Origin of the sequence: Gemmata palustris (assembly GCF_017939745.1) — a bacterium.
Taxonomy (GTDB): domain Bacteria; phylum Planctomycetota; class Planctomycetia; order Gemmatales; family Gemmataceae; genus Gemmata; species Gemmata palustris.
In genome coordinates this window covers 7,148,263-7,164,322 of record NZ_JAGKQQ010000001.1, presented here as the reverse complement: position 1 = coordinate 7,164,322, position 16,060 = coordinate 7,148,263, and the positions used below count along the sequence as shown (strand labels likewise).

Sequence of the window (16,060 nt, the reverse complement as noted above, 5' to 3'; positions counted from 1 at the left end):
CGCTGGCCTGTTTCACACCTGGGAGGACTACAACGTGGGGCGGAAAAACGGCTCGATTTTGGACCCCCGAACCAAGATACCGAACACGACAAAAACGAACGTTCTTACCGACGGGGAACCGGAACCTCTGGTTTTCACCCGTCAGGACTGGACAGAGTTCCGTGACCCGGCGCGGATCTCAGCGAAGGCCGGCGTCAGCCGAGGGTTGCTACCGCGAGTGGTGGTGAAGGAGTTGGTGGATAACGCCCTGGACGCTACCGGTGGCGTAGAATTCGGGCTCCTAGGGGGCGAGCACGAGGGGGCTGGCTCAAAAGAGAACTGCGCCCCCTCGCTCACCTTGTTCGTGTCGAATCGCGGCCCCGGCCTGCCCGGAACGGATGAGGAGCTGGCCACCCACTTTTCCATCCGGCGGCCACTTACATCGAGCAAGACTCGCCGGATGCCAACGCGCGGAATGTTGGGTAACGGGCTCAGGGTCGTTGCGGGGGTCGCGCTCGTTAGTGGTGGAGAGTTGAAGGTCTGCACGCGCGGCCGGGCGCTCAGGCTTGTTCCTCGACCAGAGGGCCACACGGAAGTGGTTGAGGTCGCGCCCTGGAATGAAGAGGGGACGAGGATCGAGGTAATTTTTAGAGGCGAGTTCGCTTCGATCGCGGCCAAGGACGGCGGGTTGTTCGAGTGGGCGCATGTGGCGTGCCTTCTGACTCACGGCGACCAGTACAGGGGCAAGTCGTCTCCCTGGTGGTATGGGGACAGCTCATTTTGGGAACTCCTTCAAGCGGCCGGTCACCGGCCGCTTGAGCGTGTGCTCGAAACGCTCGACGGCTGCACGGAGCGAAAGCGAGTTGCAAAGGTGGCGGGCGGGCTGCGGGGCCGGGGTGCGACCTCTATCAAGCCGAACGAGGCCGCCACCCTTCTCGCCGCTGCTCAGCACTCCGTGCGCCCCGTACCCCCATCGCGACTCGGAAAGGTCGGGCCAATTGAATCTCTCGGTGATGGGTATGCTGTAGCCCGCGGAGAGTTTGAACAAGACGGCGCACAAATTCCGTTCGTGGTGGAAGTGTGGGCCAAAAGATCGAAGGGAGCCAAAGCTACAGTTTGCGTGAACCGAACTCCGGTCGTTAACAACCCCGGCTGCTGGCGCCACGACGGTGATGTGGAATACGTGCTCAACGGCGGCGGGTTCGACTGCGATAGCTTCAGGGTCGGGCAAAAGAGAGGCGGCGACTTCAGCATAACCGTGAACGTCATCAGCCCCTTCGTTCCGCTCACATCGAGCGGCAAAGATCCCGACCTCTCTCCGATGATGGATCAGATCCTCACAGCGGCTGAGAAGGCAGTGAGAACCGCGAAGCGCAACAAGCCAAAGGGGAGGGGTAAGTCCTCTCAGAAAGATCTGATCCTATCTCACCGAAGTGAGGCGGCAGAGGTGCTCAGTGGAGGTGGAGTATACGGTTTCAGCTTGCGCCAATTTTACTATCGCATTCGCCCGCGTCTGATAGATGCTTTTGGTAAAGATCCAAGCTACAATACATTCTCACGAGTGGTAGGGCAATACGAAGACAAATGCGGAGATATCGAGCACCTCTACCGTGACGATCGAGGTACGATTTATCACCCTCACACTCACGATTCGCTGTCTCTCGGAACGCGATCGGTTGCCGATTACGAGCGCCCGTCCTGGGGGTTCAATAAGATCCTGTACTGCGAGAAAGAGGGCTTGTTCCCCCTCCTGCAGCAAGCCCGGTGGCCGGAGCGACACGACTGCGCCCTACTCACATCAAAGGGCTACGCGACTCGGGCGGCGCGAGAAGTGATACGTATGATCAATCGCACAGGCGAACCGATTCAGTTCTTTTGCATTCACGATGCCGACGGTGACGGCACCATGATTTTCGAGACCCTCTGTCGAGCCTTCGCCGGCCACAACGTGAAGGTTATAAATTTGGGGCTGGACCCAGCCGAAGGGCGGGAAATGGGGCTGGAACTTGAGACGATCCATCGAAAGCGAACCGTCCGAGTTGGGCGGTACATTTCTGATTCGGATCGAGAGTGGCTTCAAACTAACCGTATTGAGCTAAACGCGATGCCCACTCCGCAGTTTCTCGCTTGGCTCACGCGGAAAATGAGCGAGCATGACTCGGGGAAAGTCGTACCGCCCATAGAGGTAGTTCAAAATGAGATGACCGAACGCGCACGAGAGGCAATCAGGAAACGCCTTACCGAAGATGCCATTCGCTCAGCGAACGTTAACGCGCGTGTCGAGAAGGCGATCGCTGAACTCAAATGCGAGTTAGATATTGCGGCAAAAAGCCTAGCCTCATCACTCCCGTCGATGTTGGCCGACCACCCTCTGGAACACTGGTCGGGGGTGGTTGATTCCAGGGCGAACGAGGTAGCCGCGCCTCTTTCATGAACGACCAAACCCGACCGCCCCACACCCGCCAATCGGCGGGTGTTTTCGTTGGGGCTTGCACCGGGCGCCGGATCGGTCATGCTGGGAGCGGTTCCAGGGAGCGCCCGATGACCGAAGCGGAATGGCTGGTGTGCGAAGATCCGACTCGAATGTTACTTGCGACGTCCGCATTCAGAACGGAGCGCAAGCTCCGTCTGCTTCTCACCCACGCCGCCCGGTCGGTCTGGGATCGGCTACCTCTTCCGGAACTACGTGAGGCGGTGGAAATTGTTGAGCAGTGGATCGAAGGTGAGTTGCCGGCCGAATCGTTGAAACAGGCCAACACGCTCGTGTACACGAGCGCCATACAATCCCGCTCCACACCCGAGCGTACTGCTTGGCGCCGCAATATAGCCGAGACCGGCGATTTCTATTTCATCGCGCTCAGCACGACCTCCAGCTCGCAACTTCTGGGCACTCTCGACAGGAGCGAGAGGTGGGGCGCACTCACACACCGGTTAGCGGGGCGTCTGGTTAGTTTGTTCCGTGAATTGTTCGGGCCTTCTCCCCTTCGCCCCTTGACCTTCTCCCCCTCGTGGCGCACCTCCACAACGGTCGCGCTCGCATCCCAGATGTACGAGTCACGCGACTTCAGCGCGATGCCGATCCTGGCCGACGCGCTCCAAGACGCCGGGTGTGACAGCGCCGATGTGCTCGATCACTGCCGCGGACCGGGGCCGCACGTCCGCGGGTGCTGGGTTGTTGATCTGGCGCTGGGGAAGGAGTAGGGCGGATAGAAAGGGAACAACTCGGCTCCCGTGGCCCGCGGCGGTTGCTCAGGTGTGTTCACCGCGGCTTACGTGGGCGCTCGTCAACCACGAGGTGCGGGCGGATGCGCACGCCGCTCATGCGCAATAGCTGAACGACTTCGGGGCACAGGGTGCCGGTGGTTGTGTCTTGTGTGCCGGGATCGGTGGAGATGACGGGGGTGACGGGAACGTTGTAGGCGAAGCTGAAACTGACACCCGGCGCGGTAAAGGATCGAGGCGACTGGTCCGGCATCTACCCGCCCTCTGGTGTATGATCTGGAACGGCTATGGCAACGACGAGCAGCCGCCGTTCCAGGAGCGGTGGCCCGTTCGAGAGAATCTGAACTCGGTACTCGCCGGGCTCCGGGAACGTGAGCGCCCCGAGTTGGATGTCCAGCTCAACGACCGCTAACGGGTCGCCTACCTCGATCACGTTCGACGCCTCGAAGATCGCCCGGTCGTCGCTCGCGTCGGCGATGCGGAACGTCAGGGGTAGATCACCGTGGCACTCGGTTAAGCAAACATAGACCGCCATTCGCGGGTGCGTCACGGGAAAATGAGATGCGTTGATTCGGGAGAACGTGCCGAGCAAGGTTCTCTTGCCCGTCGCGTGGTCCGTATGCACCGCGTCACAGAGCACTACCGCCAGGACAACTGGTTCGGGTCCGTTCATAGTTGTTGCACCAGCAGGGCTTACCGCACAGACGTAATGTCCCTAGCGGTCAACTTATCCGCGCTGTGGCACCCGGTGCAACTCTGATTATAATTTCTGTCAGAGGTAACAAGTTATTGATGTGGGCCTAACCGGGCCAGCCCGCCGTGCGAACAAAAATAGGGCCAGTAACCTGTCGTAATTTCAACCGGGGACAAGGGCACCCCAGCTGACTTTTCTTTGTGCCCACCACACACTTTCATCTCCCGCGACGCTCGTATAAGATCGCGCCCGGCGGCGCGCGTCGGGCGTACCGCGTTCACATCCCCGGAGGAGCGAATACATGATCGGGATCGACAGCAGCGCCGAAACGTTGCCCGCGCTGGCGAAGCGGATCGGCCGCACCCGCATGACTGTTTGGAACTGGGTCAAGACCGGCGTCACGGTCGGCAACCGAAAGGTCAAGCTCGCCGCGGTCCGCGTCGGGCGGCAATGGTGCGTGGCGCCCGACTGGTACGAGCAATTCCTCCTCGACTGCAACCCGGAGCGGCCCGCGCTCCCCGAATCACCGGCTGCGGAAAAGCGGCGACTCGCGGCGGAACACGCCCGCGTGAAAGCACTACTCGGGTGAACGGCCGTCAGGTGTGTATGGCGCCCGTACATTGACACTCGAACCGGATATTTCCCGGCGATTTTTATGTGGAAACTTGTGCAGTAGTATAGGCAGCGTTGACGACGTAAGTGCATACCGGTAACGTGATAGCGCTCAGATTTGCCCTCCACTTCAGATGCTTCAACAAGATCCCCTACGAGGTTTGGTCCAAGAAGTGACGCGCGAACGTGTTGTGTTGCCTCCCGCGCAGTGAGTAACATCTCGTCGGCGCGAACTGATTGCAGGTTCGGCATACGCTGGCGGTACTCGAGCGGCCGTGTAAGTCGCGTGGCCTCTGACCAAACGCCGAACCCAGTGCTACTGCGGACTGCTGTAAAATGCGTACTAAATGATCGAAAAGGTGGCCCGTGACTCACCCGGCTGTGACGAACAAGTTTCCGGCTTTTTTAGTCGGCGTATGCACTCCGGCAGCGTACCGCCTGTGGCTGTTCCGTGAAATGAGATCCGCCGGCAACTGGAACCATAAAGTAGCGATGCACCGGGCCGTTGAACGCGCCGGCGCGTTCGACGAGTACACGGGGGTGCCGCTCCGGTGGGACCTACTCGACGAATATGCTGCCACTCCCCCCCAGGGGTTCGGGGTGCCGTCCGATTTGCCCACCGTTCAGTGCGTGAGCGGCAAACCCACTTTCAAAGTGTGCGCCCGTCACATCTGGGCGATGAAGCAGAGCCTCAGCGAGAACGAGTTCGTCGCCGTATGTCGCACACTTGCCAACGTGAGGGGAGTAGATCCGAACTCAAAGAACCCTCCGGCCCAAAAGATTTCGTCGCTGCCCGCCAGTAGCTGGCTCCCGGAAGCAGAAGATTGCCCGGGGCACTTGTATAAGCAAAGCGGTGACACAGTAATGTTTTGGGGAGCGTGGGTCCACGAGGATTGGGTCTGTCGCGTCACGGGGCGAGTGGGTGAAATGGCGGTAATGGAACGGGAGCAGGTCACCAGCGCGAAAGCAGCCGAAGCCCGAGTAAAGCAAGACGAAGCGGCTCGTCACGAGGAGGGCTACGAGGATCTCGACTATCACCAAATCGTTATCAAACTGCGCACCGACATTTTCGAGCGGGACCGTGAGGGCGTGTCCGACTGGCAGGACGAGCTCATCGACGAAATTCGCGCGGCATTGAATCAACGCGCTCTTGGTTTTGAGACAGGAGTCAACTGGGGGTGGTGGGGCGTGGAAATATTCTGCGAGTCAGTTGACCCTGATAAAGCAGCAGAATTATTCATAAAATTACTAGAGAAACATAAAATTATCGATTACCTATCAGAAATTTCGACCAAATCAGGTGACAGCGAACGCATTATTTTCTCACCCGCGAAGTAAGCGCCCTTTCGATGCGTTAAACGTGCCCGCCATAGATAGTATGAGCTACTTGTGCGGTTCTACGCCGCGCTGGACGCCCAGATGCCCGTCACTCGACTGAACCCAGAGCGTGTCTGGGAGAAGTGGCGGGCCGTGCGAGAGGGATCGTGTAACAGAATTCCGAGCTCAACGCCACCTGACCCGATTCTCGGCGCTCCCCTCGCGCGACAGCGGCGCCCCTACGGGGTCGAGGCCAGGAAGTGACGACCAGCCCTCACTTCGCTTCGATCAGCTTCAGGATCGCGTCGGCGAACGGGACCGCGTCGGGCGGGCCGCTCGCGGTGACGACCTTGCCGTCCACCGTCACACCCGGCTTGTCCCAGGTGACGCCCATCTTGTCCCACGGCAGGAACGGGTGCTTCTTGAACAGGTGCTCGTTGGGCGCGACTTTCTTACCCCTCAATACACCGTGCGTGGCCAGAACGCCCTGCCCCACGCAGATCGCTGCGATCGGCTTGCCCGCCGTGCGCATTTTCTGGATCACCTGGCCGGCCGCAGCCGACCCGCGCCCCACCCCCATGTACTCCTCCGCCCGCTCACCGCAGAAAATGAGCGCGGAATAGTCGGTCAGGTCCATACTCGCTTCGAGCCGCACATCAATGGGCACGTCCGGACCGGGTGTACCCGGCGCCGGCCGGGACCGGTCGCCGTCGAACGAAGCGGTCACTACCGTTGCGCCCCGCGCCACGAACCGGTCGCGCACCGGCACGAAATCGTCCAGCCAGACGCCGGTACTCGGCAGCACGTAGAGAACCTGCACGCCCTTCGTCGGCGGTGCGATCACGGTCGGTGTAACCGGGGCCGTCTTGTTCCCCTTCTCACCTTTGTCGCCCTTATCGGACTTGGTCTGCGGTGGGTTTGCTTTGGCACCCGCGGTCGGGTCGGTCGGCGCATCGGCTACCTTTTTCTTGCTGGAAACAGCGATCGCGACCGCGGCGAACAGCGCCAGAGCCGCGACCACTCCGCCGATCACGGCTCGCTTCCGCTGCTGCCCCCGCACCGCCTTCTTGGGCTTCTTCGCACGTTTCGGGCGCGGCGCGTCCGCGAGCGTCGGACCGTTCGCAACCGGGGAGGTGTCGAAATCCGGCACCGACAGTGGAACGGGCGTGTGCGCACGCGAACCGACGAGCGGGGAAGGAGTGGTGACGACCGCGTCGACGATCTCGAAGGCCGGTTCCTTCGCGGAATCGGACCGCGTGAACGGGAGCAGCGCGCCCGCCACCTCCGCGGCCGTCTGGTAGCGGTCCTCCAGTTTCTTCGCCATCATCCGCGCGAGCACATCGGCCAACCCCGCCGGCACCTCGGGGCGGACCTCGCGAATCGGCGGCGGCGCCTCATTCGTGTGAGCGAGCAACTTGTCGATGAGCGTGGTCGCACTGAGAAACGGTGCTTTACCGGTGAGCAGGAAGTGCAGCGTGCAGCCGAGCGAGTAAATGTCGCTCCGGTGGTCCACGGCGTGCGAGTTCCGGGCCTGCTCGGGAGAGAGGTAATCCGGCGTGCCCATGAGCACGTTGGGGTTCGTCACCCCAGCACTCGCCGCGCCCATCGTTCGCCCCGCGCCGAACGGCATCTGCGTGGTCCGCGCGGGGTCCATTTCGACCTCGGCCTCGGATTCGTCTGCTTGTGCGAATCGCGCGAGACCGAAGTCGAGAACCTTCACCTGCCCCTTGCGCGTCACCATCAGGTTCTGCGGCTTGATGTCCCGGTGGACCATGCCCTTTTCGGCCGCGTGCTGGAGCCCGAGCGCCGCCTGGCGCGCGAACACGCACGCCATTGGCACCGGCAACGGCCCCTTCTTCGCAACCAGCCGGTCGAGACTGACGCCCTCAATGAACTCCATCGCGAGGAAGTGCAGCCCGCCCGCTTCCTCGGCGTCGTGGTAGGTCACGATGTTCGGGTGCGTGAGTTTGCCGGCCGCCTTGAATTCCTTCACGAACCGCTCGACCGCACTGGCTTTCGCGGTCAGGTGCGGGGCGACGACTTTCAGCGCGACCACTCGGCCCATGAGCCGGTGTTCGGCCTTGTACACGACCCCCATCCCGCCGGCCCCGAGTTCGCTAATGATGCGGTACCGGGGGTGATTCGCGAGCGCGAGGGGGATCTTGTCGGTCGCGACGGTGGCCCCGGTCGGTGCTGCGTCCGTCACCGATTTCACTGTAGGAGGTGCGGCAGCAGCGGCACGCGCCAGGTTCGCGAGCGAGTCCTCTGGGATGAGCTTCAGGGCGCTACCGCACGCGGCGCACCCGGCGACGTGGTCCGCGACGCTCGCCAGATCGGTCGACGACAGTTCCCCGCGCGCGAACGCGGCCAGAGTTCCCGCTTGAGGGCAAGTGGCTACCGACATCGAACGAAACCTCTCGGGGGCGAATTCAAACCGCACGGAGAAATGATGGCACGAAAATGGGAGGATCTGTCGCCATTCGGCGCCTTGGTGAAAACATCGTGCCAATTCAGGTCTGGTTCGCAATTCTACGGGCAAAGCGCGTGTGACACTTCGTCCGTGACTTGAAACTTGAGGCTCGCACCCTAACCCAACAGTCCCCCGGCTTCTTCGCGCAGCCGGGCGAGAACACGAGACTTTGCGATATAAACGGCGTTCGCGGTGACCCCGGATTCGGCCGCGACTTCCTCCGCGGAGAAACCATCCAGGACGAACCGGCCGAACAGCTCCCAGGTGCGGGCCTCGAAGTCCGGTTTGATGCGCTCGAGCAACTTGCGGGTGACGTGGAGGTCGTGTTCGCGCTCCCACGCCCGCGCGAAGTCGTCGGTCGGGTCTTCGAGGCGGGCCAGGTAGCCCCCGAAATCGGACCCGCCCGGCGCGGTCGGGTTCACCTTGCGCGCCTTCCACACGGTGCGGGCACAGTTGGCCGCGATCGCGCGGAGCCACCCGCGGAACGCGCCGGGTTTCTCCGGGTGGACGAACTCCGGGAACCGGCGCACGACGACCGCCATGACTTCTTGGACCAGGTCGTCGGCGTCGGCCCCGCGCACGTTCAGCCGCTCCGCCCACACGCGGATGAGCGGGGCGTATAATTCGACGAGCCGCTCCCACGCGGCCGAATCGCGCGGGTCGCGGAGCCGTTCTAATAACGTGGCCGATGTCGCCTGCATGAACCACCCCTCTAATACAAGTCTAGCCCACCGCGGGCGCTTGTGGGAGCGGAAGGTTCGCGGCTATACTCTGAAGTGCCTCGACTCGCCGCCCGGAGGTGTTGGTGCCGGATCGACCCCGATTACTGCTGATCGGCCCGTCCGTCGGGTCACTCGACGGCGCGCTCGCGCCCGGCGCGGCCGTGGAACCGATTTCGCCCGACCCGGCCGAGGTCGCGGTCCAGCTCCGCTCCGGCGCGTTCGCGGCCGTCATCGCCGCGCCCGACGTGGTCGCCGGGATGCTCGACCGGTTCCGCCGCGACGAACTCATTATCGGCCACATCGAGAAGGGGCTGGCCGTCCTGGACCCCGTCGGGACCGTACTGTGGGCGAACCCGGTGTTCCGCTCCAGCGCGATCGGCGACCCCGTCGGGCGCCCGCTGCTCGACGCGCTCGGGAGCGACCGCGTGTCGATCGAGCACATCGAGAGCGCCTCGGGGCGCGTCGTCGCCCCCGTCGCCGACGACCCGGCGGACCCGCTCAGCCCGGCCCGGCGCGGGGCCGCGACCGCGCTGCGGGTCCACTGCCCGGCCAACGCGGAGCAGCCGTTCGTGGAGATCGACGTCCGCCCGGTGCTCGCGCCCGACGGCACCGTGTCCGGGCTCACCGCGCTCGTGCGGAACGTGACCCTCCAGGTGGTCCAGCAGCAGAAGCTCGACGCGCTCCACGCGGCCGGGCGCGAGCTCGCGGGCCTGGACGCGGACCAGCTCACCGACATGAACGTCGAGGCCCGCGTCGAGCTCCTCAAATCGAACCTGCGCCGCACCATTCACGACCTGCTCCACTACGACACGATCGAGGTCCGCCTGCTCGACCGCAAGACGGACGAGCTGAAGCCGCTCCTCGAGGACGGCATGCTGCCCGAGGCCGCGCGGCGGGTGCTGTACGCGCGCCCGACCGGCAACGGGGTCACGGGGTTCGTCGCGGCCACCGGGGTGAGCTACCTGTGCCGGGACACGGCCGACGACCCGCACTACATCGCCGGGGCCGCGGGCGCCCGCAGCTCGATGACGGTGCCGCTGAAGTTCCAGGACGCGGTAATCGGCACGCTGAACGTCGAGAGCCCGCGCGTGAACGGGTTCGGCACGGACGACCTCCAGTTCACGGAACTGTTCAGTCGCGAGGTCGCGGCCGCGCTCCACACGCTCGACCTGCTGAGCGCCCAGCAGGTGTGTACCGCGGGGCAGTCGATCGAGTCGGTGAACAAAGAGGTCGCGCTCCCGCTCGACGAGGTGCTGACCGGCGCGAGCGTGCTCCTCGAGCGGCTCGCGGGGACCGACCCGGACGCGGCCGCCCGGCTGCGGCGCGTCCTCGGCGCCGCCCGGCAGGTGAAGGACAGCATCGCGCAGGTCGGCCGCGACATGACCGAAGCGCCCCAGCCCACGGCCGGGAGCCACCCGCTGTTGGGCCGGCGGGTGCTGGTGATCGATTCCGACGAGCGCATCCGCCGCATGGCGCACCTGATGCTCGGGCGGTTGGGTGCGACGGTGGAAACCGCCGCCACCGGTGCCGACGGCGTCGCGCTGGCGGCCGACGCCGATTACGACACGATTTTCCAGGAAGTGAAGCCGCCCGACATGGGCGGGTACGAGTGTTACCGGCGCCTGCGCGCCGCGTGCCCGGCGGCGACCGTCGCGCTCACCACGGGCTTCGGGTACGACGTGGCCCACTCGATCGTGAAGGCGCGCGCCGACGGGATGCGGCACGTCCTGTTCAAGCCGTTCCGCCAGGACCAGATCGTCCGCGCCGTCACCGAGGGCGACACCGCGCGCGCCGGGGTAACGGGATGACGGCGACCTCAGCCCCAACGCCTCTAATCTGGTAAACTGCTGGTATCGTCCCCGCCCCGACGAGATCCATCTTCGTGAACCGGTTACAACTCCAACGGCTCGCGATAATCCGTCTCGACGACGCGGCCGCGCTCATCGACAAGCAGCGGTGGTCCGCGGCTCATTATTTGGCCGGGTACGCGATCGAGTGCGGCCTGAAGGCGTGCCTGTTGAAGTACCTCGGCGAGTCCGGCGCAATATACAGCGACCCGAGCTACCTCAAGAAGCTCGCCGATTGCTGGACGCACGACTTGGCGAAGCTCGTTAACCTTGCCGGGTTGGACGCCGACTTCGGTGCGGCGCGCGGTGCGAGTGCCGCCCTCGACGGTTTCTGGAGCATCGTGAAGGACTGGAAAGAAACGAGCCGGTACGAAGAGCGAACCGAAACCGAAGCGCGGGCGCTGTACGAGGCCGTGTCCCACGCACCCAACGGAGTGTTCCCGTGGATACAATCGCGCTGGTAGACGCGCAGATCGACGGCGGCATGAGCCTGTTGGACCGGCTCCGAGAGGAGGGCGTCGCCGTTGATGCGTCGTGCTGGGTCAAGGCCGCCGACGAGGACCGGTGGTCGCTCTACATTGCGACCCCACTTGTGGACGAGAAAGGCCCGGTGGCGGGCTACCGAACGGTGAACGAAGTCCTGCGGTCAATGGGCCTCGCCCGGGTTCTTGATTCTCAAATCAAACTCATCGGAACGACCAATCCGGCCGCGAAGACCATCCGCGAACTCCAAGAAACGCTCCCGGGCTACAAGAGTAACGTCTTGCTCGGGGCGACGTTCGCGGAGGAAGTGTTCGTGTACCCTTCCACCAGCCAACAGCCGGTGACGATCTACGGCATGGCGTTCCGAGGCGGGCCTTCGGCCCCTCTTCACCTGTCATTTGAGCCCCACAGCCCGCATTGCAAATTGACAGTCGAAGACGAAAATGGGCGCCGCGAGTACCCGGCCCAAACGGGCATCGACTGGGTGGTAGCGGTACCGGATCGCGCGACTTTGGAGCGGGATGACACCGGGCGCGCGGTACTGGGCTGGGAACTGCACGGCAAGCACCGACAGTCCGACGCGCAAACGGCGTTCAGCCTGGCCAAGCTCGGGCTTCACGGCTTCCGGTTTCTCCGCGAACCGAGCGGAACTGGAGCGCGCTCGGCGTAGTTTCAAAAGGCACGATCACGTCTCACACCATTTTCAGAACCAATTGCCGCGGTCCGGGGTTAGGATGTGCGCGGGAATCAATTCCCCGCGCATTTCGCCCCCGGAGTCCCAATCATGGGTCACACTCGCACGCGGTCCCGGCGACAATTCGTATTCGCCTCCGCGCTCGCGGTCGGTGCTTTGTTCGCGAGCCTCACGACACTCGGCGCGGGCGACTGGCCGCAGTGGCGCGGACCCAACCGCGACGGCCGGGCCACCGACTTCAAGGCCCCCAAAGCGTGGCCCAAGGAACTCACCCAGAAGTGGAAAGTGACCGTCGGCGACGGGGTCGCGACGCCCGCGCTCGTCGGCGACAAGCTGTTCGTGTTCACCCGCGAGGGCGGGGCCGAAATCACGCGGTGCCTGGACGCGGGCACCGGCAAAGAAGTGTGGGCCGACAAGTACGACGCGGCGTTCAAGCCGACCGCCGACGCCGGGTTCCCGGGGCCGCGGTGCTCGCCCGCCGTGGCGGAGGGCAAGGTCGTTACGCTGGGCGTGAACGGCACGCTCTCGTGTCTCGAGGCCGAGAGCGGCAAGAAGCTCTGGCGCGTCGAAACCAAGGGGGTGCCGCGGTTCCACACCTCCAGTTCGCCCGTGATTGTCAACAAGCTCGTGATCGCCCAGTTCGGCGGCGAAAGTAGCGGCGGGATCGCGGCCTACGAACTGGACGGCGGTAAGGAAAAATGGAAGTGGACGGGCGACGGCACTGCCTACGCATCGCCGGTTCTAATGACCGTGGACGGAACCCAAACGGTCATCGCGGAAACGGCTGCGAACGTCGTCGGGCTCGACGCGGCCGAAGGGAAACTGCTGTGGAAGAGCGCCTACCCGGTGACCGGCGGGCGCGGGTACAATTCGTCCACACCGATCGTGGAGGGGCAAACCGTGATCTTCTCCGGGTCCAACCGCGGCACCCGGGCACTGAAGATCGAAAAGAAGGGTGACGAGTACACAGCAAAGGAAGCGTGGAGCAACAAAGACCAATCGGCGCTGTACAATACTCCCGTGTTGAAGGGCGGCAGTATGTTCGGGCTGACATCGGCCGACAGTTTGTTCTGCGTGAGCGCGGAAACCGGCAAGACCGCGTGGACGGAACCGCTCGCCGGCGGGCGCGGGTACGGGAACGTCGTGGACGCCGGGACGGTGCTACTCGCCCTACCGCCGACCGGCCAGTTGACCGTGTTCGAGTCGAACGACAAGGAGTTCAAGAAGATCGCGAGCTACAAAGTGGGCGCCGGCAAGACGTATGCGTACCCGATCGCAACCGGGAACCGCATCTTCGTGAAGGACGCCGATTCGGTCATCCTGTGGACCGTCGAGTGACGGACCGTACCGGGAGCGCCGCGTGTGCCGTTGGGATGCCCCGCCCGGCGCGCGCCCTTGCGGTATTGGAACCCACCGATAGCCAGCGCCGCCCACCGGTGATATTCTGGATCGATGGCAGCTCCGATCACCACCGACGCCTGGCTCGCGTTCGAGGACGGGTGGCTCGCACCCTACGCGATGCCCTCCCGGGCGAGCCGCGGGCGCAAACACGCCGAGCCCGAACACGAGTTCCGGTCGCTCTACCAGCGCGACCGCGAGCGCATCGTTCACTGCACCGCGTTCCGGCGCATGACCGGCAAAACGCAGGTTCTCGTTGCCAGTGTTAACGACCACCACCGCACCCGGCTCACGCACACGCTCGAGGTCACCCAACTCGCGCGCACGGTGGCCCGCCGGCTCCGGCTGAACGAAGACCTCGCGGAAGCCATCGCGCTCGCGCACGACATCGGCCACCCCCCGTTCGGGCACGCCGGCGAGGACGCGCTCGACGAGTGCCTGAAGCCGTTCGGCGGGTTCGACCACAACCTGTTCGGGCTGCGCCGGGTCGACGAGCTGGAAGAGCGCTACCCGCAGTTCCCCGGGCTGAATTTGTCGTTTGAAGTGCGCGAGGCGTTCGTCCAGCACAGCAGCCGCCGCGAGGCGCCCGAGTGCGCCGAGTTCCGCACGGCCGGGGCACCGCTACTCGAAGCGCAGATCGCGGACGTGGTCGATTCCATCGCCTACGACACGCACGACACGGACGACGCGCTCGGGCTGGGGTTCATCACGCTCGACGAACTGCGCCGCGTCGAGTTCTGGGCGCGCGCGACGGAGCGCGTGCAGGTCCACACGCCGGGGCTGTCCGAGGGGCCGCTCCGCGTCGCGGTGATTCGTGAACTGCTCGCGTGGCAGGTGACGGACCTGCTCGAAGAGACCGCGAACCGGCTCGCGAGCGCCGGCGTAAAATCCGTTGACGACGTGCGGGCCGCGCGCCAGCCGCTCGTCGGGTTCGCGCCCGAGGTGCGCAAACTGAAGGCCGAACTGGAGCGGTTCCTGCGCGCGCGCGTGTACAAGCACCACCGCGTGCTGCGGATGACCGCCAACGGGAAGCGCATCCTGGAGTCGCTGTTCGCGGAGTACGCGCGCGCCCCCGCACTGCTCCCGGAAAAGCACCTCCGGCGCTGGACCGGGGCCGACGCGATCACCGGGCCGCCGCCCCCGGGCTGGGTGACCGCGGCGCGCACGCGCCTCGACTGTCTGGAGCGCGTCGTGGGCGACTATCTGGCCGGGATGACGGACCGGTTCGCCCAACTGGAATACCGGCGACTGTTTTTACCGTCCATTGAACTGTAGAATCATGTGTTGAGGTGAGCGATTTTTTCGGAGAGTGGGACGAAACCCTGCGCGGTCCCGCGACTCATTGTTCTCGGACCGGCCCCCGCTCACCGACACCCGAGGAATCAAATGCTGATCTCACTGATACGGATCGCCTACGCCGCCCTCGTCGTCGGCATGGCCGTGCTCGCGTTCAGTTTCCTGGTCGATTCGGACCAGACCCTGAAGAAGGTCCTGGTCCCGCTCGGCGTCCTGGCCATCGGCGGCACGGTGCTCTTCACCGACCTGCGCGAGAAGCAAAAGCAGATCACCACCATCTCCGCGCTCTACTTCGGGCTCCTCCTGGGCATGCTGCTCGGGTACCTGTTCTCGATCGCCCTCGTGCCGATCCTCGAATCGACGTTCGGCGCGGGCTCGCCCCTCATCCTCCTCGGCCGGGTGCTGCTCACCGTGGTGTGTTGCTATGTGACGATTTCAACGTTTGTGCAGACCAAGGACGAGTTTCGGTTCATTATCCCTTATGTCGAATTTTCCAAACAGGTGAAGGGCGGCAAGCCGCTCGTGCTGGACACGAGCGTAATCATTGACGGCCGCATCGCCGACGTGTGCGATACTCGATTGATCGACACGAAGCTCATCGTGCCGCGGTTCGTGCTGCAAGAGCTCCAGGCCATCGCGGACAGCGCGGACAAGATGAAGCGGAACCGCGGGCGCCGCGGGCTGGACGTGTTGAAGCGGCTCCAGAGCAACCCGAAGCTCGAACTGCAGATGCACGACGGGAACGTGCCCGAGCTGCGGACCGGCGAGCGCATCCGCGTGGACGAGCGCCTGGTGATTCTCGCTAAGGCGCTCGGCGCCCGCGTGGTCACCAACGACTTCAACCTGAACAAGATCGCGCAGCTCCAGGGCGTGGACGTTATCAATCTGAACGAGGTGGCGAACGCGCTGAAAACGGTCGCGATCCCCGGCGAGTACATGCAGGTGAAGGTCGTGAAGGCCGGGGACCAGATCGGCCAGGGCGTCGGGTACCTCGACGACGGCACGATGGTCGTGATCGAACAAGGCCGGGCGTTCATCGGGCAGGACATCCCGATCGTGGTCACGAGCGTGCTCCAGACGCCGGCCGGGCGCATGATCTTCGGGCGCCCGGACCAGCGCGCGAGCGGCTCCCACACCCCGTACCCCGGGGGCAGCAACACGCCGAACGTGGCCGGGCCGGGCGATTCCCGGAGCGGGTCGGGGCCGCACGAACCCTTGAAGGGGGGCGAAACGAAGAGTTGACCCCACCTTCAAACGGTCGGCGGCACGGACCCACGGGCGCCCCCCGTGGGTTCTTCGTTTTGTGATTCCGTAAGAGGTCTTCGA

Annotated in this window: 14 protein-coding genes; 10 read left to right on the top strand and 4 right to left on the bottom strand. The window is 64.2% G+C overall.

Annotated features, from left to right (window positions below):
- Window positions 1–34 precede the first annotated feature (34 nt).
- Together J8F10_RS29690 and J8F10_RS39380 are read left to right on the top strand one after the other, a co-directional pair.
- Window positions 35–2,413 (top strand): hypothetical protein, encoded by a 2,379-nt coding sequence (locus J8F10_RS29690; protein WP_210660087.1) that lies wholly within the window; start codon window positions 35–37, stop codon window positions 2,411–2,413.
- A gap of 107 nt (window positions 2,414–2,520) precedes the next feature.
- Window positions 2,521–3,180, top strand: coding sequence for a hypothetical protein (locus J8F10_RS39380; RefSeq protein ID WP_246523649.1), 660 nt, complete (start codon window positions 2,521–2,523; stop codon window positions 3,178–3,180).
- A gap of 58 nt (window positions 3,181–3,238) precedes the next feature.
- Here J8F10_RS39380 and J8F10_RS29680 read toward each other — a convergent pair whose 3' ends face one another.
- A complete protein-coding gene (locus tag J8F10_RS29680; RefSeq protein ID WP_210660086.1) occupies window positions 3,239–3,454 on the bottom strand; it encodes a hypothetical protein in 216 nt (71 codons plus the stop codon).
- Window positions 3,455–3,874, bottom strand: coding sequence for a DUF6941 family protein (locus J8F10_RS29675; protein WP_210660085.1), 420 nt, complete (start codon window positions 3,872–3,874; stop codon window positions 3,455–3,457).
- A gap of 322 nt (window positions 3,875–4,196) precedes the next feature.
- Between J8F10_RS29675 and J8F10_RS29670 the strand changes: the two genes are divergently transcribed.
- Window positions 4,197–4,484, top strand: coding sequence for a hypothetical protein (locus tag J8F10_RS29670; protein ID WP_210660083.1), 288 nt, complete (start codon window positions 4,197–4,199; stop codon window positions 4,482–4,484).
- A gap of 389 nt (window positions 4,485–4,873) precedes the next feature.
- Window positions 4,874–5,845: a hypothetical protein gene (locus J8F10_RS29665; RefSeq protein WP_210660082.1), complete on the top strand. Its 972-nt coding sequence runs from the start codon at window positions 4,874–4,876 to the stop codon at window positions 5,843–5,845.
- A gap of 253 nt (window positions 5,846–6,098) precedes the next feature.
- Here the strand turns inward: J8F10_RS29665 and J8F10_RS29660 are convergent, their stop codons facing one another.
- Together J8F10_RS29660 and J8F10_RS29655 are read right to left on the bottom strand one after the other, a co-directional pair.
- Window positions 6,099–8,228: a protein kinase domain-containing protein gene (locus tag J8F10_RS29660; RefSeq protein WP_210660081.1), complete on the bottom strand. Its 2,130-nt coding sequence runs from the start codon at window positions 8,226–8,228 to the stop codon at window positions 6,099–6,101.
- A 182-nt stretch (window positions 8,229–8,410) separates the two neighbouring features.
- Window positions 8,411–8,995: an RNA polymerase sigma factor gene (locus tag J8F10_RS29655; protein ID WP_210660080.1), complete on the bottom strand. Its 585-nt coding sequence runs from the start codon at window positions 8,993–8,995 to the stop codon at window positions 8,411–8,413.
- Window positions 8,996–9,099: 104 nt separating this feature from the next.
- Here J8F10_RS29655 and J8F10_RS40445 point away from each other — a divergent pair, with 104 nt between their 5' ends.
- The 6 genes from J8F10_RS40445 to J8F10_RS29625 all read left to right on the top strand — a co-directional run bounded on the left by J8F10_RS40445 (window position 9,100) and on the right by J8F10_RS29625 (window position 15,976).
- Window positions 9,100–10,824: a response regulator gene (locus tag J8F10_RS40445; protein ID WP_210660079.1), complete on the top strand. Its 1,725-nt coding sequence runs from the start codon at window positions 9,100–9,102 to the stop codon at window positions 10,822–10,824.
- Window positions 10,825–10,898: 74 nt separating this feature from the next.
- Window positions 10,899–11,327 carry a hypothetical protein gene (locus tag J8F10_RS29645; RefSeq protein ID WP_210660078.1) on the top strand — a complete coding sequence of 143 codons (429 nt, stop codon included), beginning with the start codon at window positions 10,899–10,901 and terminating at the stop codon, window positions 11,325–11,327.
- Entirely contained in the window at window positions 11,306–12,016 is a 711-nt protein-coding gene (locus J8F10_RS29640; protein WP_210660077.1) for a hypothetical protein, read from the top strand. Before J8F10_RS29645 ends, J8F10_RS29640 begins: the two co-directional genes overlap by 22 nt.
- Window positions 12,017–12,130: 114 nt before the next feature.
- The gene (locus tag J8F10_RS29635; protein ID WP_210660076.1) at window positions 12,131–13,378 is read left to right on the top strand and encodes a PQQ-binding-like beta-propeller repeat protein; all 1,248 of its coding nucleotides are present in this window, start codon (window positions 12,131–12,133) and stop codon (window positions 13,376–13,378) included.
- A 114-nt stretch (window positions 13,379–13,492) separates the two neighbouring features.
- On the top strand, window positions 13,493–14,713 hold the full coding sequence (locus tag J8F10_RS29630) for a deoxyguanosinetriphosphate triphosphohydrolase (protein WP_210660074.1): 1,221 nt from the start codon (window positions 13,493–13,495) through the stop codon (window positions 14,711–14,713).
- A 111-nt stretch (window positions 14,714–14,824) separates the two neighbouring features.
- Complete coding sequence (locus tag J8F10_RS29625; RefSeq protein WP_210660072.1) at window positions 14,825–15,976, top strand: PIN/TRAM domain-containing protein; 1,152 nt, start codon at window positions 14,825–14,827, stop codon at window positions 15,974–15,976.
- The last annotated feature ends 84 nt before the right edge of the window (window positions 15,977–16,060 follow it).